Genomic DNA, 17,036 nt, shown 5'->3' with positions numbered 1-17,036 from the left:
ATTGAACGAAGGGGAAATCGTTGTGAATATTAAAGGGCTTACGAAGGGATTCTTTATCCTTATCTTGTTTGTCGTCACGCTGGCGTTTTTTGACATACTGGCGCCATATTATTCCGCCATTCTATGGGCGGCAGTGTTGGCTATTATTTTCCATCCGCTGAAAAGTAAGATTCGGCAAAAATTAAACGATCGTAATGGTGTCGCCTCGCTGCTGACCGTCCTGATCATCTTCCTGATTGTTTTCATTCCATTGGGGATCATTGTTTCCTCGCTGGTGGTTGAAATTAACGGGGTTTACACCCGATTGCAGGATAGCAATACGCAATTCCCCGTCGTGCTGGCGGAGCTGCTTCAGCATCTGCCGAAGTGGGCGCGGCATTTCCTGGCTGAACACAATCTGGATAACGCTGCCAAAATACAGCAAGAGCTTTCTCAGGTAGCGCTGAAAGGCGGGCAATATCTGGCAGGCAGCGTGCTCTTGATCGGCAAAGGGACATTCACCTTCTTCATCGGTTTCGGGGTGATGCTCTACCTGCTCTTTTTCCTCTTGAAGGACGGTTCCTATCTGGTGAACCTGATTCTGGAATCGCTGCCGCTTTCCACCCATGTTAAACATCACCTGCTGGTGAAGTTTGCCGCCGTATCGCGGGCGACAGTGAAAGGCACTGTGGTTGTGGCGATTGTACAGGGCACACTGGGCGGCATTGCCTTCTCCATTGCAGGGATAGAAGGTAGCCTGCTGTGGGGCTCGCTGATGGCGTTCCTGTCACTGATCCCCGCCGTGGGTTCGGCGATTATCTGGGTGCCTGCCGCTATCTTCCTGTTCGCTACCGACATGCTCTGGCAGGCCATCTTCATTGTCGCGTTCTTTGTGCTGGTGATTGGGCTGGTGGACAACATTTTGCGTCCGCTGCTGGTGGGAAAAGACACCAAAATGCCGGATTACCTGATTCTGATCGCTACGCTGGGCGGTATGGAAATCTACGGTATCAACGGTTTTGTGATTGGTCCGCTGATTGCTGCGCTATTCATCGCCTGCTGGAACATCCTGTCCGGGCGCGACAATCAGGAAAATATTGAAGGCATCAGTGAAGATTTTATCGAAGAAGGGCGTCAGCATCCGAGTATGGCAAAACCCGAAGAGAGTGGGGTGCTAGAGGGCCAGGTAGGGGAAGGCCAGGCAGCGGAAGGTCAGGCCGTTGAACGTAAGACCACGGAATAAGTTCGATATCTGGTTGTGGGTAAGAAGGGTTGGCTTCGGCTGATTCCTCTTACGTCCAAATCTCTTGCCCCTCGGGCGTGATCCACACGACGCCTGCGGGGGCTTTGGCTAAGAACCACAGGCCAAATTCGTCTACGTCGTCAAATTCATCACTGGATTCGTCGGATGGGAAGGCGTTACGGAACTGATCGACCTGATACGTCGGTTCGCCTTGCAGATAATCCCCCTTACTGGCGAGCCTGATTTTTCCTGTGGTGATGAGGTGTTCTAATAGATTGAAAAACAGCGTCTGACGCTGTGCGTACGTTCTAGGGTTGCTCCGACATTCCACCGCAATATGTTGCCATATGGCACCCATCGACAGCCCGTATGCGCTGGTCGTGACCGCATCAAAAATGTCGTCGTCGTTCATCTTTTCCCTTTTTCAGAAGCCCACATTTCTAACGTGTTGGGTCATAGGCATTGACCTCATGGCTCCACGCAATAGCGCGATCGTCAACCGCGACGTACCATTCACAGTGCGTAAGGGCACCACGAATCTCGGATAAACACTGGCACCAGTGTTGTACGCCAATCAAGGTTGCTTCTTCATCGTTGTCGGGCAGTTTGGTGGAGCCGGAGAGCACGATCCCCTTCCTGAACACGTTACCCGTTTTCACATTGAGGGCAAAATCAAAGGATTCCCAGTTCAGTCCTACACCCGTCGTCAGATATTTCTCAATTTGGTCATTAACGGAATGGCGCTGGACGATCTCCTTCACGGCAGATATCTCTTTCTGGCTCAGGGATTTTTTACGTCGAGCGGTGTAATAGAGAGAAATTGCCACGTTGCCTCGTTCGTCGATAGTGTTTAAGGTGATGTAATACAGAATAAATTTTCGAATAAAAAACGACGGAAAATAATCAGGAAGTTCTGACTTTATAAAGGTAAGGGATGATTATGTTGGGGAAAATTCTCCTGATCGGGATAAGTGCGGTATTACTCAGCGGATGTTCGGCTGCAACGTATAGCAATAAGCTTCAGGACTATCAGGGAACGGATCGTGTTGGGATAACGTTTGATAACCGTAATCTTGACTATATTCGCGTTTATCCGACGACCGATAGATGTATTGATGTTGGCGCACATGAAAATGGCTATACCAATAATGCTTTTGGGTTCCAAACTAAGCTCAATAATAAAGCGCTCGGCTTCCCGGCTATTCCTGAAACGCCAACGATGATTCGTGAGTTTTGGGTCAGCGCGCAACACAATATTGCGGTCAGAATGATTGCTGCTAATGGTGGTTTTACTACCGTAACGTTTAAGCCTGTGGTCGGGAATTATTACTATGTTACTGGTAAATATGTTGATGCTTATTCGCCACGCCGCGTTGAAGTCTACGAAGTGTTTAAGACCGAAAAAGGTGACTACGACCGTAGGCTAGTCAACGATTTAATGCTGAAAAACTGTGGTCAATATGCATTGAAATCGCCGAATTTTTAATTATTGGCCAGACAGTGGCCCTGTTTGGTTGTCTCAATGCTCAATCGAGCCTTACGTCAGCTGTTTTCACTGGTGTGCTAACAGCATTCGATCACGTTGATATAGTCTGGACAAGACTTGATGATATTCCCATCGTTCGTTATCAATGCCAGACCTTCTATTCTCGCCTGAGAGACTAACATTCGGTCAAACGGGTCTTGGTGCATGTCGGGTAAGTCAGCAAGGTTATAGGCGTGGGTTGCCTGCATCGGAATCTCAAGGTAACCCGCTGATAATAAACCTTTCGTTATAGCCTCAGCATCAATGCTAAAGCTGGGTTTGTTCAACGCAGTTTTGATTGCTATCTCTTGTATGCTGATGGAGGAAAAGTAAAAACGGTTACTGTCATCGGAAAGAATGGCGATTTGTCGTAGCTGTGCAATTAGTCTGGAAGCTGCACTAGCGTTCTCAATTGCTGTGCCAGTTGGTCAACGTTTTTTGCACCTGTTGCGGCCTCTACCGTCAGATTTTCCAACGTATTGTCGTTATCGCGAACCAGCACGCCGTTACGGTATAAAAACGTCATCGTGACGAAGAATGCTGTTCGCTTATTGCCATCATTAAAAATATGGCCACGTGCCACAGCCACCCAGTAAGTGGCGGCCAGCTCGAAGATGTCTGTTATCCCTTCATAATGCGTGCGGTTCTGCACTCGGTAGATTATCGCTTCTGCTCGTCCCGGATCGGGCATTCCCGCTACGCCAGGTAAATGTCGCAATATCCGATCATGAAAGGCGATCACTTCTTGTGCGCTAACCCAGTTCATCGGTCAGTCAGCGCTTCGATAGTGTGGCCGTGGCGCTGCATGATGAGATCAAATTCGGCGTCTAACTTGGCATTTTGGTATGCCTCGAATTCCGCTTTGCTGATCACCACCGCGGAACTTCCATCCCGACGAGTAATTTCGACCGGTTCGCCGTGGGTTGCAGCATCTAATAATTCTGAAATGTTGGCTCTGGCTTGAGTAGAAGTGTAGGTTCGCATCGTGTCTCTCCTGATATGTACATCTAAAATGTACGCTTTAGCTGTGCATTACTCAACGAGAACGTTGTGGTTGGATTGTAGATGGCTTGCGTATGGTATGGATTTTCCGCTGATTGCCATCATTGCAGGGATCAGGTGCGCACAGGCGCTGAAATAGGCGCTGAGTTGGTGAATAACATTAGTCGGGAAGAGAATATTTCAATGCTTCCTGTAGAAATCAGAAAGCCAATTGATAAAGCCACGCCACTTTTCGCTCAGGCAATCAATGATAAGGAAAAACTGGAGTGCGTTTTTTCTTTCTATAGAATGGCTCAGTCTGGTGGGAATGAACTTTATTTTAAGATGAAACTTCGGGATGCACTTATCAGCAATATCCGTTTTTTCTATCCTAACTCACTGACTCATAATGAAGTTCAGCCACAGGAAAGTGTATCATTCAAATTTGCTTCTATTGAATGGGAGCATGTTATTGCGAGAACAAGTGCATACATGCTTTGGCAGAATGTAGCTTACTGATTATATTAAAGGCCGATTTATTTTCGGCCTGATTTTTTTGAACCATATTTAATATTAATAAATATGATTATGGCAATTGAAAGTAACATCAGTTTCATCCAATGCTCTGGAATAAATGAGACATAAAAAAACCATAATCCAATTGTTATAATAACTAAAACTTCAGTGACTATAAAATTCCTTATAATATATCTTAGCATATTTTTTAAACTCATTGTCTTATGACTCCATTAATTAAATTGATCATTTCTTCTTCGCTTTTTGAATTGATTGGAATATATGGTGAGAGAATTGGTTCTATTAAAAGTATAACATTTCTAATTTCTGTGAATAAAATAACGCATATAGTGCGGGATTAATATCCCGTAAATGACGGGCTGACATAGCCGCTTTCTGAACTTTGCCATAAAATGCTGTTACTGTTATAGCCCAATAAGATGTTTGATTAATTTTTTTGCGTAAGGATGCATTGAAATTAAGAGTAGTGCTAATAAATTTAGCTAATGCATATGATATTGATTCTTTTATCGCTCTGTTTGTGGAGAACTCAGACGTTACACCTAAGATTGCTTTGGCTATTGTTTTTTGTTTATTTTCATCAAAATCTTTCATTAAATTATCGATGTAAATTTTCACCATATCCAGAATAACATCATCTCTTTTAAATACTTCTTTTATAGCGCTAACCATTCTGGAATCTTCATACTGTAATTCTTGACAGACATCGTTATATTTCTCAAAGAGGCATGATGAATACCAACTTGTTCTTTCCATACCACTATATAGGTCAGTTGTTAAGCTTATTGAGTTGCTCTTTAATTTCTTCGTGATGTCACCTAAATGGGTTGCGAGAACCTTGTCAGATTCCATTTTGTATTTTAAATATTCTGATAATTGCACTACATATTCCTTTTAGTAGACTTTTTTCTCCTTTTATATGCAGGCAGTTTACCTGAGTAACTGGCAATATTTCAATATTTTTGCTTGTCTGATAATTTGCATCCTACTAATTATGGTATGGAAACATTGTTTTTTGAGAAAATACGATAATATATCCTTATATAAATAAAAATTAGTAGTTATAGATTGTGATGAAAAAGCCCGCGATATCGCAGGCTTATTGGTTTTTTGATGGAGGATGATTTTTCGTGAATCGTTATTCGATGTTTTGAATCTGTTCCCGCATCTGCTCGATCAGCACTTTCAACTCAATTGCTGAGGCGGTGACGTCGGCGTTGATGGATTTCGAGGCCAGCGTGTTCGATTCGCGATTGAATTCCTGCATCATGAAGTCGAGGCGGCGGCCGACGGCTTCTTCTTTCTTCAGGATTTTGTAGGTTTCTTTGACGTGAGCGTCGAGGCGGTCGAGTTCTTCGGCGACGTCAACGCGCTGCGCCATCAGCACCAGTTCCTGTTCCAGACGGTTATTTTCCAGCTGTACCTGCGCATCTTCCAGCTTGCTTTGCAGGCGCTCGCGCTGCCATAGCAAGATGTTCGGCATTTGGGCGCGTACTTTGACGACTTCGGCACTGACACCCGCCAGACGCTGTTCGATCAGTGCTTTCAGCGCGTTGCCTTCGCTTTCACGGGCGGCGATAAAGTCATCCAGTGCACCTTCCAGTGCTTTCAGCAGTTCGGCGCTGATGGCGTCCAGATCCTGCTCTTCTGCCGACATCACGCCGGGCCAGCGCAGAATATCGACTGGGTTGATTTCACCTTCGTCGCTCTGCATTTTGACCCAGTTGGCGGCGTTAACCAGCTGTTTCGCCAGTTTTTCGTTCAAAATCAGCGCGCTTTGCGCACTCGGATCGAGCTCAAAACGCAGGTTGCATTCGATTTTTCCACGGGTCAAACGGGCGCGGATACGCTCACGGGCGACGGGTTCGAGGCTGCGGAATTGTTCCGGTAAACGAAGATAGGTTTCCAGATAGCGCTGGTTAACGGAACGCAGTTCCCAGGCTGCGCTTCCCCAGTTGCCCTTGATTTCTCGGCGGGCGTAAGCGGTCATGCTGCGAATCATTGGTGCATACCTGTAAAGCAAATGATGCGAGGGATTATAGCGTTGAGTCCCGCGCAGGGGATAGGAAAAACCGTCCGTGGTGTGGCGTCTGTCGTGAATCAGGCGGCGTAAAGCAGAGTCTCGTGCTGTCTGGCGATGTCGCGACAGCGGTTTTTCATCATCTGTTTCAGTTGCAGCGTCGCCTGTGATTGTGGGTTGTCGCGGCGGCTGATCAGCGTGACTTCAAAAGGCAGCGGCTGGTCAATAGGGACGATTTTTAGCTGGTCGGCATAGCGGCAGGCGGTGAAGAGATCGACGATACCCGCGCCGCCGCCCGCCAGTACCATGTCGGCAATCACCGAGTAGGTTTTGATATAGAGTGAAGCCGCCGGTTTTAGTGCCTTGTCGCGCAGCGCACGGTGTACCACCTGACCGAGCGGGTCTTGGTGCTGCATCATTAGCAGATTGTTGTTGCACAACCATTCCAGCGAAACCGGACCATTTATCGGACTATTTTTGGGCAGCAGAGCAACCATCGTGGATTGGAACAGCGGTTCTGCCAGCAGTTCAGACGGCACCTGCTGACCAAAAATCAGTGCGAAATCGAGCTGGTTTTGCAGGATGTTCTGGCACAGCGTGCTGAAGTGTTCGGTCACCAGCTCGACGTTAACCGATGCGGCCTGCTTATGAAAATCCACCAGCGTCGGTGCGACGATCATCTGCCCGAACGCGTGTGCTGCACCCAGCCGTACGGAGTGGGCTTTGCTGGTTTTGATTTGTTCGGTGAGGGAACTGATGCTTTGCAGATGGCTGAAAAGTTCCTGCACTTTCGGTATCAGGCGCAGCCCTTCTTCGGTCGCGATCATTCCCTGCGTGCGACGTTCAAACAGGGAAAAACCAAGCTGCTGTTCCGCATGGTTTAGCACCCGGCTGACGTTGGGCTGTGAGACGTTGAGCAACCGGGCAGCACCGCTGATGGTGCCTGCCTGAACAATGGCCTGGAAGATTTCAATATGGCGTAATCGCATGAGTGCAGGCTCCGGCTGACGCTTTCTGATGAACGTCGTATGAGTAATAACCAAAAGGTCTGCAATTATTACGCCAGGTTATAAGGCCGTGATTGGTGGCTTTTAAGCGATCGATGAGAACAATTTGTGCACTATTTTGATGCCCAATAATGGTGCGATTGCACCGATATCGGGCGATCTGGTTCTGTTTCGGCTGCTGACTGCTTAACGATAGATATCGGCGACGGGTTCTTCTCCCACGTAGCCATAGCCGCGGTACATTCCTTCACTGTTGAACGGCAGGGCGATGTTGCCGGCTTTATCGACGGCAATCATCCCGCCGCTGCCGTCCATCCGCAGTAATTTTTCCATCACCACGCGGTCGCTGGCCTGTTGTAGCGTCAGTCCAGCGTACTCCATTAGCGCCGAGACATCATAAGCGGCGACGGCGCGCATAAAGACTTCACCCGTGCCAGTGCAGGAAACCGCGACCGTCTGGTTATTGGCGTAACAGCCTGCGCCGATGATTGGGCTATCGCCCACGCGCCCTGCCTGTTTGTTGGTCATACCGCCTGTCGAGGTTGCTGCGGCGAGATTCCCCGCGCTGTCGAGTGCGACTGCGCCGACGGTGCCGAACTTACGGTCGGGATCGATAGGGTCGTTCTGTCCGTCATGATCGAGGATGACGCGGCCTGAACCCGCCTGCGCGTTATGTAACTGCTGGCGGCGTTCGTCGGTGGAGAAAAATGCAGGCTCAACCCTTTCCAGCCCGTGCTGGTCTGCAAATGCTTCTGCGCCATCGGCGGTAAACATTACATGCGGACTGGCTTCGAGAACGGTACGTGCTGCCAGAATCGGGTTACGGATATGGCTAACGCAACTGACCGCACCCGCATCCAGCGAGCGTCCATCCATGATGCTGGCATCCAGTTCGTGGGTTTCCGCGTGGGTGAACACTGAACCGTGTCCGGCATTAAACAACGGGCACTCTTCCAGCCGCCGGACGGCTTCCGTTACGGCGTCCAGCGCACTGCCGTTTTCAGCCAGAATGCGTTGTCCGCTGGCAACAATCTCGGACAGTGCTGCCAGATAACGTTGCTCTTTTTCAGCGCTCATGGCCGAGCGGGTCAGCGCACCTGCGCCACCGTGGATCACAATCACGGGTTTCGTCATGCGATAAATTCTCTTTTCAGTCGGTTTACGCCTCTTTAAAAGAGGCGGATAGACCGGAATCAGTTTTGCGTTGTCGCCAGATAGGAAAACGCGCCCAGCAGGCTGGTGATTTCCCGCATGCTTTGCGCCGTATAACCTACGGTTATGGCATCCAAACGTTCAACGCTCGGCAGCAGACAGAATAGATCGGCCAGTACCGGTTTTGCCACCATCAGTTCAAGACGGTAGGGCGCCTGAATCCGTGAGTTCAATGTGCGGTGTGCTTTTTCCACTGCTGCCTTTGCTGCGTCACGAATCACCTGACGTGCCTGTTCGGTGCTGAGGGATTCCGCGGCGTGCTGTGAGATAGCGCGTTTGACGCAGGCATAGTCAGTAGCGGGGTAGTAGCGGGCAATCCAGCTTTGGAGCGTGTCGTCGCCGCTGACCAGCCAAAGCGGTGTCTTTTGCTCCACACCGGCGGCGGCGTAGATGTCGCTTTCGCCCATGATTTCACCGTTGATGCGTACGCGGTAGAAGGCGCGGCCGTTGATGGTGTGCGATAGCACGCCGAACTCGCCTGCGGCGCTGTGGTAGCCGATGAACATCAGGCCGTCGAACTGCTGCTGCTCCAACCCTTCGACCATCGAATAGCCGCGCGGTTTGCCTTGCACTAACCGGGCGCGTGCGTCGATGTTCTCCGCACGTAGGTTAACCATTGCCGCATGGCTGTCTGCGACCACCACTTCTGTCGCGCCACCTGCGAACGCGCCGTCGATGGCGGCGTTCACTTCCTGTTCCATCAGGCCGCGTGCCAGTTGGTATTCAGCGGTGCCGGGGCTGCATTGCTCCGGGCGCATCACGCCTGCGATCCCTTCGATATCAGCAGAGATAAAAATTTTCATAATCAGTTTCCTACGGGAGAATGTCCTACGGAAGAGAGAGCCGCGGCTAGTCTATCCAACGCCTGTGGTAGCGTCGGGCGATGATGGCCGCGAAAACCGGTAACGGCGTCAGCCTGAAGCATGGCGTCGAGCACCGCGTGTTCGGTCGCATCGGCGGCGGCGCTTAACAGCGGTTCAAGCTGCGCATCCTCCGGCGGTTGCGGTTGTGGATGGGTGGAGAACGCGACGGCGATGTCACCGGAACCATGTCCCCAGTAGCTGCCGAGTCGTCCCAACCCCGCACCTGCACGTTTGGCGATGCGCTTAAGCTGGCGAGCATCGAGCGGAGCATCCGTCGCCATGATAATGATGATCGAGCCAGCGTCCTGCTGCGGTGCGAGCCCCGGTATAAGGGGCGCGATGACGTCTCCCATCTGCACGCCGTCCAGCGTCAACGAGGAAAGCGTGCCGAAGTTTGCCAACACCAGTACACCGAGCGTGGCGTTTAATTCGGGAATCAGGCGTGATGCGGTGCCGATGCCGCCTTTTAGACTAAAGCAGCTCATGCCTCTTCCTGCACCGACGCTACCGCGTGCGAAGTTGTCCGTTGCGCTATCCAGCGCGTGCCGCGCCATGTGTTCCGTCACCGCGAGCGCTTGAATGTCATTCAGCCAGCCGTCGTTGCACTCCAACGCCAGCGGGTTAACCGTCGGCAGCGCGCGACCCAGTTCAGGATTGCGGGAAATCGCGTCGCGCACTAGCGTGGTAAATAACGTACCAGTTGCCAGCGTGTTGCTGAGCAGGATGGGCGTTTGCAGCAGCCCCAACTCCTCAATCTGCACCAGTCCGACAGGTTTGGCGAAGCCGTTCAGCACCGCCGCGCCGCAGGGCAGAGGCTGGGTGAACAGGTTCTCGCCCGGCGGGACAATCGCGGTCACGCCAGTTTGCACTTCCCCCGCCGCAAGCGTGCAGTGGCCGACGCGTACGCCTGCCACATCGCTAATGCTGTTATGTGGCCCGCTGGCCGAGCGTGGCGTACCCAACTGCCGCGTCGTTTTCCAGCGTTGTAGCACCAACGCCTGCTGTTGCTGGTGATAGTCTTTCATCTGGTGATCGCCGTGCATCGCCTTCCTCAGCTTTTCAGTTTGGGATCGAGCGTATCACGCAGCGCATCCCCGAGTAGGTTAAACGCCAGTACGGTGAAGAAAATCGCCAGACCGGGGAACACGCTAACGTGCCACGCGCCCGCCATCATCAGGCTACGGCTCATCGCCAGAATATTGCCCCATTCTGGCACACCCGGCTCTGGGCCAAGGCCGATGAAGCTCAGTCCCGCGGCGGTCAGGATGCTGGTGCCGATACGCATGGTGAAATAGACGATCACGTTAGGCAGCGTGCCGGGCAGGATGTGGCGCATCAGCACGATGCGATCTGGCGCACCAGCGCAGCGTACTGCTTCTACATAGGCCGCCTGTTTCAATGACAGCGTGGAGGCTCGCACGATGCGCGCGAAGACTGGCACGCTGAAAACCGCTACGGCGATAATCACGTTATTCAGACCGGGGCCGAGGATCGCGACGACCGCAATCGCCAGCAGCATGCCGGGGAAGGCGAACAGCACGTCGGAACCGCGCATGATCAGCGTATCAACCCAGCGGCCGTAGTACCCCGCCAGCAGGCCGAGTACGATGCCTACCAGCATTCCCAGCGTGACGGAGAAAATGCCGATATATAACGAGATGCGAGCACCGTAGATGATACGGCTCATCACATCGCGCCCGAGATCGTCGGTGCCCATCCAGTGTGCTGCCGAAGGCGGCGAAGCCAGCGCCATCCAGTCGGGCTCCATTGGGTTCCACGGTGCCAGCCATGGGGCGAAAATGGCGACCAGTACCAGCAGCAGAACGAAGCTGCTGGAAATTATCGCCATTGGGTTACGGATAAAGACCTGAACGAAATCGCGCCACGGCGAACGTATCGTTTCTTCATCAAGCGTGGCAACGGCCACGACGGGTTCGGAAGGGGGGTTCATCGTGTCTCCTAACGTAGGCGAATCGCCGGATTGACCACCGCGTACAGCAGGTCGACCAACAGGTTAATGACAATAAATTCAAACACGAACAGCATCACTAGCGCCTGAATGACTGGCTGATCCTGCGTCTTGATTGATTCAATCAGCAGCCAACCCAGTCCCGGCCAGCTAAATACGCTTTCGACCACGATGGAGCCACCGAGCAGGAAGCCGAATTGCAGCCCGAGCATGGTGATGACCGGAATCAGTGCGTTACGCATCACGTGTTTCCAGGTGACCAGCCGATTGCGCAGCCCCTTGGAGCGGGCGGTGCGTACGTAGTCTTCCTGTGCGACTTCCAGAAACGCGGAACGAGTAAAGCGTGCCATGACGGCGGCTACCGATGCTCCAAGCGTCAGCGCTGGCAGAATGATATCGCTGGGCTGATTAAAGCCGCTGACGGAAAAGACGCCGAACGGCATGGCCACAAACTGAATCAGCAACAGGCCGAGCCAGAACGGTGGCATAGAAATCCCGCCGACTGCGAAACTCATTAGCGCCCAGTCCTGCCATTTACCGCGCTTGAGCGCGGAAACCACGCCGATCAGCAGGCCAAGCAGTACTGACCAGACAAAGCCCGCCAGCGCCAGCCACATGGTGGGCATGAAACTCTTGCTGATGACGTCGATGACTGGCTGCTGGGTGCGGTACGTCACACCCAGATCGCCGCTGAACAGGCCGCCGAGCCAATGGACATATTGCTGCGGCAGCGGATCGTTCAACCCTAATTGCTGACGGGCGGCTTCCACCGCCTCAATGGTCGCGTCAGCACCGGCGTAAATACGTGCCGGGTCACCCGGCAGCAGTTTGATAAAACCGAACACTAACAGGGAGACCACCAGCAAAACCGGGATCATTTCCAGCAAACGTCGGACGATATAAGCAAACATGGCGTTCTCCCTGACCGATTACTTGAATTCAGCCTGATCGAAGATCAGCGAGCCATCAGCCAGCATGTACACGCCGTCGAGGTTCTTGGTTTTGCCGACCACGTTGTCCGGCGACCCCAGGAAGACTACTGGCGCATCCTGCCAAATCTGGCGCTGTGCATCAGCGTAAGCGGCGGCACGTTTGTCTGCATCGGCAGTCGCCAACCCAGCGGTAATCGCTTTATCCGTTACCGGATTGCTGTAGTAGGAGACGTTGTAAGCAACTGGAACCCAGGATTCAGTGGCGAACAGTGGACGCAGCGCCCAGTCAGCATCGCCTGTAGATGGCGACCAGCCGTTATAGAACAGGTCAAATTCGGCGTCTTTCGGATCTTTCACGCCAAACAGTTTGGCGTTACGCATCCCAGAATCCATCGGGGTAACGGTAACTTTGATACCAACCTGCTCTAACTGCTGTTTGAAGAACTGCGCGCTACGGATGTAGTCGGTGCGGTTCGTCGTCCACAGTTTCAGACTCAGGCCGTTGGCGTAGCCCGCTTCTTTCAGCAGTGCTTTGGCTTTCTCTGGGTTATAGGTGTAGTTCGGCGAGCTTTGGCGGGCGAAGAACTGCACGTCTGGCGCCATAGCGGAAGCGGCAGGAACGCCCATGCCTGCAAAGCCGACTTTCAGCCAGATATCGCGGTTGATGGCGTAGTTAAGTGCCTGACGCACGCGGATATCGTTCAACGGCGGACGCAGGTTGTTCATTGCCAGCCAGAACTGATAAATACTTGGGTCGCGCTGGATCGCCAGCTTGCTGTCGTTTTGTACGGTGCCGATCAGGTCGGAAGGCAGCGGATACACGGCATCTACCTGGCCGGATTTCAGTGACGCGACGCGAGTGGAATCTTCCGGCGTCGGGTAGAAGGTCACGCTGTCGACTTTCGGCCAGCCTTTCTGCCAGTAATTGTCGAATTTCACCAGCTTCACGTCTTTACCCTGCTGCCATTCGGTGAACTTGAACGGGCCAGTACCGACTGGATGCACACGTAGCTGTGCTTCATCTGGGTATTTCTTCAGTGCTTCCGGGCTGTGCATAACAGCAGACGGGTGCGCCAGCGTGTTCACAAAGGCACCGAAGGATTTATTCAGCTCAATTTTAACCTGCGTTGGTGACAGCACGGTGACGGTTTGCACCATGTTAAACAGGCTGTTGCGCTTTAAGCCTTTGCTCTGATCCGCTAAGCGATCGAGGTTGGCTTTAACGGCGTCGGCATTGAAGGGGGTGCCGTCCTGGAAGGTGATGCCTTCACGCAGCGTCACGACAAACTCAGTGGCGGTGTCATTGCTGGTATAGCCCGTCGCCAGACGCGGTACCAGCTTCATTTTGTTATCGAACTGGAACAGACGCTCGAAGATGCCGCTCTGAATGGAGTAGCTCAGCGTGTCCGAGGTATCGTGCGGGTCGAGCCCGGTGATATCGGCATAGATAGAAATACGAAGGTCTTGCGCCTGGGCAACAGCAGCCAGACACAGTGAGAGCCCGAGGGCAACGGCAGAGCGGCGAACGAATGGCTTCATGGTTATCTCTCCTGGTCAGCAATGAACGTGTGTTGTGTTTTATAAATGTGTCGTGTTTTGTCGCTATATTTTTGTAACTACGTCGTACTTCAGGCTGCCGATTCGTTGTCGGCGACCCAGTGCTGCGGCGCAACCTCGCGGTAGCGCGTTTTGGCGACGACCTCACCTGCTTTACGCAAGGGGGAGGGAATTTCGCTGTCGTCAAACTGGCGTGCGCCGCGACGGGTTGGATCGGCAATCGGAACCGAGGCCAACAGGCGGCGGGTGTACGGATGTTGCGGGTCGTTAAACACCGACTGGCGCGGACCGATCTCCACAATCTGGCCGAGGTACATCACCGCAACGCGGTTGGCGATGCGTTCGACCACGGCCATATCGTGCGAGATGAAAATCCACGACACGCCGGTTTTCTTCTGAAGATCCATCATCAGGTTGACGACCTGCGCTTGAATCGACACGTCGAGTGCCGAAACGGCTTCGTCAGCAATAATGACCTGCGGCTGTAGTGCCATCGCTCGGGCAATCGCGATGCGTTGACGCTGCCCGCCGGAAAATTCGTGTGGATAGCGGCGCGCGTGTTCAGGCAGCAGGCCGACGCTTTTTAGCAGCGCCTGTACCTGCGGTGTCGCCTCTTCCAGCGATTTCACCAGTCCGTGCAGCAGCAGCGGTTCGGCGATGGTGAAGCCGACCGTCAGGCGCGGGTTGAGCGAGGCGTAGGGGTCTTGAAACACCATCTGCATTTCCCGGCGTAGCGGTTGGAAATCACGCTCTTTCATCTGGGAAATTTCATTGCCTTGAAAATGAATGCTCTCGGCTTCGCTCTGTACCAGACGCAGCAGCGCGCGTCCGGTGGTGGACTTGCCGCAGCCACTTTCGCCGACGATAGCCAGCGTTTCACCCGGCCAGACGTTGAAATCGATCTGTTCTACCGCGTGAACGTGGTGGGTGATGGTGGATAAAATCCCGCTGCGCATGGGGTAATACACGCTCAGCCCGCGAATATCCAACAGCGGTTCTGCGTCATAACGCGCGGTGACCTGCTCACTCTCTTCTGGATCGGCTGCCTGTCCCAACAGTGGGAAGCGCTTCGGCCACAGGCTATCGCGCATGTCGCCCAGTTTCGGGACCGCGGCCAGCAGTGACTGGGTATAAGGATGTTGCGGTGCAGCGAAAATCTGTTCAACAGTGCCTTGCTCTACGATCTCGCCGCGATACATCACCACCACTCGGTCAGCGATTTCCGCGACCACGCCCATATCGTGGGTAATAAACAGGACTGACATATCGCTCTGCTGTTGCAGGTCACGCAGGATTTGCAGAATACGCGCCTGCACGGTGACATCCAGCGCGGTGGTGGGTTCATCGGCAATCAATAGCTGCGGATCGCAAGCCAGCGCTTGTGCAATCATCACACGCTGACGCATCCCGCCGGACAGCGAGTGCGGGTAGCTTTTCATCACGCGATCGACGTCAGCGATACGCACCTTGCGCAGTAGCTCACGGGCTTTTTTGTCCGCGCTGGCGGCATCACAGATTTTGTGGTCAAGCAGGGCTTCCGTGAGCTGATCGCCGACTTTCAGCACCGGATTGAGTGACGTCATCGGTTCCTGGAAAATCATGGCGAGATCGCGGCCACGCAGCTTACGGCGTGCTTCCGCTTTCATGCTCAACAGGTCATGCTGCTTGCCGTCGCGTGCGGTGAAACGGAGTGCGCCGCGTTCGATGTTGGCAGAGTCCGCCAGCAGCCCCATCACGGCGAGTGACGTCACAGACTTGCCCGAACCACTTTCGCCGACCACGGCGACCACTTCCCCTTTATTAACGGTAAAGGAAATGCCTTTTAGCGCTTGATGCGTACCGGAACGGCCGCTAAAGCTAACGCTCAGGTCGTCGATTTCCAATACAGGTCGAGGGGCGTTACCGGGTGCTGTGGCGGCACCCGCGTGCATGATATCCGTCATGGTCACTCCGGTTGAGGGTTTTAGGGTTGCTTCGGTTGAGTGCGTCATAGCCAGATTCGGCCAAGGTTATAGGTCAGATAAGGCGAGCTGTCGGCGGCCAGCCAGATCGGTCCGTCGAGATCGACATGCTCGGCATCTGCGGCAACCGGCAGCGCGGCTTCCATTGCCATCGATGAGCCCAGCGTGCAGCCAACCATAATGCGCAGGCCATGAAATTGAGCTTCACGTACCATTGCCAGTGCTTCGGTCAATCCGCCGCACTTGTCCAGCTTGATATTGATCATGTCGTAGCGACGACGCAGACCGACGATATCTCCGCTGTGGCGGCAGCTTTCATCTGCACAGATAGGAATAGGGTGGGCGAAACGCTGCAAGTCCTCGTCCTTACCGACAGGAAGCGGTTGCTCAATCATCGCGACCTGATAAGGCAGCAGGGCGGTGGACAGGCTATGTAAATCCAGCCCGCTCCAGCTTGCTCTTGCATCGATAATCAATCTGGCGTCGGGCGCGGCGGCACGAATAGCGGCGACTTTCTCCAGAATCAGTTCGCGATCCAGTTTGATTTTTAGCAGCAGTGCGCCGTGGGAAACGGCATTGGACGCGGCAGTGGCCATTTTCTCCACGCTGTCGAGCGCCAACGTTTGCGCACAGACCACAGACGTGGGGGGATGAATGCCAACGCGTTGCCACAGCGTCTGTTTTTCCAATGCGGTGTTGAGTCGCCACAGCGCGCAGTCCAGCGCATTTCTGGCTGCCCCCGGCGATAAATTCTGTTGGAGTTGTTCGATGGTGAGGCCGTTTTCTATCGCCTCACGGATCGTAGAGAGCTGGCGGCATACGCTGTCGGCGGACTCGCCATAATGCGCGGCTGGCGTACACTCGCCTTGTCCAATAAATCCTTTTTCTTCCAACGCAACGCGAATAACGGTAACCGCGTGACGCGTACCGTTCTCAGCCGCCATAGGACGGGCTAGTGGCAGATTGACAGTTTCAATTTGCATATGCCGCATCATGATTTTTCTCATTCACGCTCAAGGGATGAATGGACTATTTCATGATGCATCATCACTGACGAATACTTGTTTATGAGTAGGGTATAACCTGAGGTTATAGCATAAGGATAAGGTATGGCTGGTGAAGAATTAACCGACGAAGTTGCAAATTTATCGGTACTGGCGCAGGGTAAGATTAGGCAGCGCGCCACGAAGACCGTATATACCCGTCATACTTCAAGCTGCATGTGCGTTGGCTTCCCTTAAATACTCGGC

The 17,036-nt window shown here is 53.1% G+C and carries 19 protein-coding genes; 3 read left to right on the top strand and 16 right to left on the bottom strand.

Annotated elements, in window-relative coordinates:
• Nucleotides 1-22 precede the first annotated feature (22 nt).
• Complete coding sequence (locus tag CLR69_RS20315; RefSeq protein WP_129713111.1) at nucleotides 23-1,222, top strand: AI-2E family transporter; 1,200 nt, start codon at nucleotides 23-25, stop codon at nucleotides 1,220-1,222.
• A gap of 49 nt (nucleotides 1,223-1,271) precedes the next feature.
• Here the strand turns inward: CLR69_RS20315 and CLR69_RS20310 are convergent, their stop codons facing one another.
• Both CLR69_RS20310 and CLR69_RS20305 read right to left on the bottom strand, forming a co-directional pair.
• A complete protein-coding gene (locus CLR69_RS20310) occupies nucleotides 1,272-1,634 on the bottom strand; it encodes a DUF596 domain-containing protein (RefSeq protein ID WP_129713112.1) in 363 nt (120 codons plus the stop codon).
• 28 nt (nucleotides 1,635-1,662) lie between these two features.
• The gene (locus CLR69_RS20305; protein ID WP_197730599.1) at nucleotides 1,663-2,049 is read right to left on the bottom strand and encodes a hypothetical protein; all 387 of its coding nucleotides are present in this window, start codon (nucleotides 2,047-2,049) and stop codon (nucleotides 1,663-1,665) included.
• Nucleotides 2,050-2,162: 113 nt separating this feature from the next.
• Here CLR69_RS20305 and CLR69_RS20300 point away from each other — a divergent pair, with 113 nt between their 5' ends.
• On the top strand, nucleotides 2,163-2,708 hold the full coding sequence (locus CLR69_RS20300; protein WP_197730598.1) for a hypothetical protein: 546 nt from the start codon (nucleotides 2,163-2,165) through the stop codon (nucleotides 2,706-2,708).
• Between the two features lie 77 nt (nucleotides 2,709-2,785).
• On the opposite strand, the gene CLR69_RS23470 is transcribed toward CLR69_RS20300, so the two are convergent.
• The 3 genes from CLR69_RS23470 to CLR69_RS20285 are packed head-to-tail and all read right to left on the bottom strand — an operon-like array spanning nucleotide 2,786 to nucleotide 3,731.
• Nucleotides 2,786-3,106: a type II toxin-antitoxin system VapC family toxin gene (locus CLR69_RS23470; RefSeq protein WP_349977169.1), complete on the bottom strand. Its 321-nt coding sequence runs from the start codon at nucleotides 3,104-3,106 to the stop codon at nucleotides 2,786-2,788.
• Nucleotides 3,107-3,129: 23 nt separating this feature from the next.
• Complete coding sequence (locus CLR69_RS20290; RefSeq protein WP_129709186.1) at nucleotides 3,130-3,513, bottom strand: type II toxin-antitoxin system death-on-curing family toxin; 384 nt, start codon at nucleotides 3,511-3,513, stop codon at nucleotides 3,130-3,132.
• Nucleotides 3,510-3,731 (bottom strand): type II toxin-antitoxin system Phd/YefM family antitoxin, encoded by a 222-nt coding sequence (locus CLR69_RS20285; RefSeq protein WP_129713114.1) that lies wholly within the window; start codon nucleotides 3,729-3,731, stop codon nucleotides 3,510-3,512. The genes CLR69_RS20290 and CLR69_RS20285 overlap by 4 nt, the downstream gene beginning before the upstream one ends.
• A gap of 81 nt (nucleotides 3,732-3,812) precedes the next feature.
• On the opposite strand from CLR69_RS20285, the gene tssD reads away from it, so the two are divergent.
• A complete protein-coding gene (gene tssD / locus CLR69_RS20280; RefSeq protein WP_129713115.1) occupies nucleotides 3,813-4,247 on the top strand; it encodes a type VI secretion system tube protein TssD in 435 nt (144 codons plus the stop codon).
• 300 nt (nucleotides 4,248-4,547) lie between these two features.
• Here the strand turns inward: tssD and CLR69_RS20270 are convergent, their stop codons facing one another.
• The 11 genes from CLR69_RS20270 to ycjG form a co-directional block, all read right to left on the bottom strand.
• Nucleotides 4,548-5,147 (bottom strand): hypothetical protein, encoded by a 600-nt coding sequence (locus CLR69_RS20270; protein WP_242451666.1) that lies wholly within the window; start codon nucleotides 5,145-5,147, stop codon nucleotides 4,548-4,550.
• Nucleotides 5,148-5,403: 256 nt separating this feature from the next.
• Complete coding sequence (locus CLR69_RS20265; RefSeq protein ID WP_107169060.1) at nucleotides 5,404-6,267, bottom strand: YicC/YloC family endoribonuclease; 864 nt, start codon at nucleotides 6,265-6,267, stop codon at nucleotides 5,404-5,406.
• A 98-nt stretch (nucleotides 6,268-6,365) separates the two neighbouring features.
• Entirely contained in the window at nucleotides 6,366-7,274 is a 909-nt protein-coding gene (locus tag CLR69_RS20260) for a LysR family transcriptional regulator (protein ID WP_129709174.1), read from the bottom strand.
• Between the two features lie 204 nt (nucleotides 7,275-7,478).
• Nucleotides 7,479-8,426, bottom strand: a complete 948-nt coding sequence (locus tag CLR69_RS20255) for an isoaspartyl peptidase/L-asparaginase family protein (protein WP_129713116.1) — start codon at nucleotides 8,424-8,426, stop codon at nucleotides 7,479-7,481.
• A gap of 59 nt (nucleotides 8,427-8,485) precedes the next feature.
• Nucleotides 8,486-9,307, bottom strand: a complete 822-nt coding sequence (locus CLR69_RS20250; RefSeq protein WP_129709168.1) for a M55 family metallopeptidase — start codon at nucleotides 9,305-9,307, stop codon at nucleotides 8,486-8,488.
• Nucleotides 9,308-9,309: 2 nt separating this feature from the next.
• A complete protein-coding gene (locus tag CLR69_RS20245) occupies nucleotides 9,310-10,410 on the bottom strand; it encodes a DmpA family aminopeptidase (RefSeq protein ID WP_422762876.1) in 1,101 nt (366 codons plus the stop codon).
• An 8-nt stretch (nucleotides 10,411-10,418) separates the two neighbouring features.
• Nucleotides 10,419-11,318: an ABC transporter permease subunit gene (locus CLR69_RS20240; RefSeq protein WP_129713117.1), complete on the bottom strand. Its 900-nt coding sequence runs from the start codon at nucleotides 11,316-11,318 to the stop codon at nucleotides 10,419-10,421.
• An 8-nt stretch (nucleotides 11,319-11,326) separates the two neighbouring features.
• Complete coding sequence (locus tag CLR69_RS20235; protein ID WP_129709163.1) at nucleotides 11,327-12,247, bottom strand: ABC transporter permease; 921 nt, start codon at nucleotides 12,245-12,247, stop codon at nucleotides 11,327-11,329.
• An 18-nt stretch (nucleotides 12,248-12,265) separates the two neighbouring features.
• Entirely contained in the window at nucleotides 12,266-13,807 is a 1,542-nt protein-coding gene (locus CLR69_RS20230; protein ID WP_129713118.1) for a glutathione ABC transporter substrate-binding protein, read from the bottom strand.
• Nucleotides 13,808-13,896: 89 nt separating this feature from the next.
• A complete protein-coding gene (locus CLR69_RS20225) occupies nucleotides 13,897-15,768 on the bottom strand; it encodes an ABC transporter ATP-binding protein (RefSeq protein WP_129709157.1) in 1,872 nt (623 codons plus the stop codon).
• A gap of 44 nt (nucleotides 15,769-15,812) precedes the next feature.
• On the bottom strand, nucleotides 15,813-16,778 hold the full coding sequence (gene ycjG, locus CLR69_RS20220; RefSeq protein ID WP_197730602.1) for an L-Ala-D/L-Glu epimerase: 966 nt from the start codon (nucleotides 16,776-16,778) through the stop codon (nucleotides 15,813-15,815).
• Between the last annotated feature and the right edge of the window lie 258 nt (nucleotides 16,779-17,036).

Source organism: Pectobacterium zantedeschiae (genome assembly GCF_004137795.1).
Classification (GTDB): domain Bacteria; phylum Pseudomonadota; class Gammaproteobacteria; order Enterobacterales; family Enterobacteriaceae; genus Pectobacterium; species Pectobacterium zantedeschiae.
The sequence above is the reverse complement of the archived record's forward strand: the minus strand, read 5'-3'. Positions and strand labels throughout refer to the sequence as shown.

Excerpts from the sequence above, each read along its gene's own strand:
- CLR69_RS20310 (WP_129713112.1), bottom strand. The coding sequence starts at position 1,634 with ATGAACGACGACGACATTTTTGATGCGGTCACGACCAGCGCATACGGG.
- CLR69_RS20300 (WP_197730598.1), top strand. The coding sequence starts at position 2,163 with ATGTTGGGGAAAATTCTCCTGATCGGGATAAGTGCGGTATTACTCAGC.
- CLR69_RS20290 (WP_129709186.1), bottom strand. The coding sequence starts at position 3,513 with ATGAACTGGGTTAGCGCACAAGAAGTGATCGCCTTTCATGATCGGATA.
- CLR69_RS20285 (WP_129713114.1), bottom strand. The coding sequence starts at position 3,731 with ATGCGAACCTACACTTCTACTCAAGCCAGAGCCAACATTTCAGAATTA.
- tssD (WP_129713115.1), top strand. The coding sequence starts at position 3,813 with ATGGCTTGCGTATGGTATGGATTTTCCGCTGATTGCCATCATTGCAGG.
- CLR69_RS20265 (WP_107169060.1), bottom strand. The coding sequence starts at position 6,267 with ATGATTCGCAGCATGACCGCTTACGCCCGCCGAGAAATCAAGGGCAAC.
- CLR69_RS20260 (WP_129709174.1), bottom strand. The coding sequence starts at position 7,274 with ATGCGATTACGCCATATTGAAATCTTCCAGGCCATTGTTCAGGCAGGC.
- CLR69_RS20255 (WP_129713116.1), bottom strand. The coding sequence starts at position 8,426 with ATGACGAAACCCGTGATTGTGATCCACGGTGGCGCAGGTGCGCTGACC.
- CLR69_RS20250 (WP_129709168.1), bottom strand. The coding sequence starts at position 9,307 with ATGAAAATTTTTATCTCTGCTGATATCGAAGGGATCGCAGGCGTGATG.
- CLR69_RS20245 (WP_422762876.1), bottom strand. The coding sequence starts at position 10,410 with ATGCACGGCGATCACCAGATGAAAGACTATCACCAGCAACAGCAGGCG.
- CLR69_RS20240 (WP_129713117.1), bottom strand. The coding sequence starts at position 11,318 with ATGAACCCCCCTTCCGAACCCGTCGTGGCCGTTGCCACGCTTGATGAA.
- CLR69_RS20235 (WP_129709163.1), bottom strand. The coding sequence starts at position 12,247 with ATGTTTGCTTATATCGTCCGACGTTTGCTGGAAATGATCCCGGTTTTG.
- CLR69_RS20230 (WP_129713118.1), bottom strand. The coding sequence starts at position 13,807 with ATGAAGCCATTCGTTCGCCGCTCTGCCGTTGCCCTCGGGCTCTCACTG.
- CLR69_RS20225 (WP_129709157.1), bottom strand. The coding sequence starts at position 15,768 with ATGACGGATATCATGCACGCGGGTGCCGCCACAGCACCCGGTAACGCC.
- ycjG (WP_197730602.1), bottom strand. The coding sequence starts at position 16,778 with ATGCGGCATATGCAAATTGAAACTGTCAATCTGCCACTAGCCCGTCCT.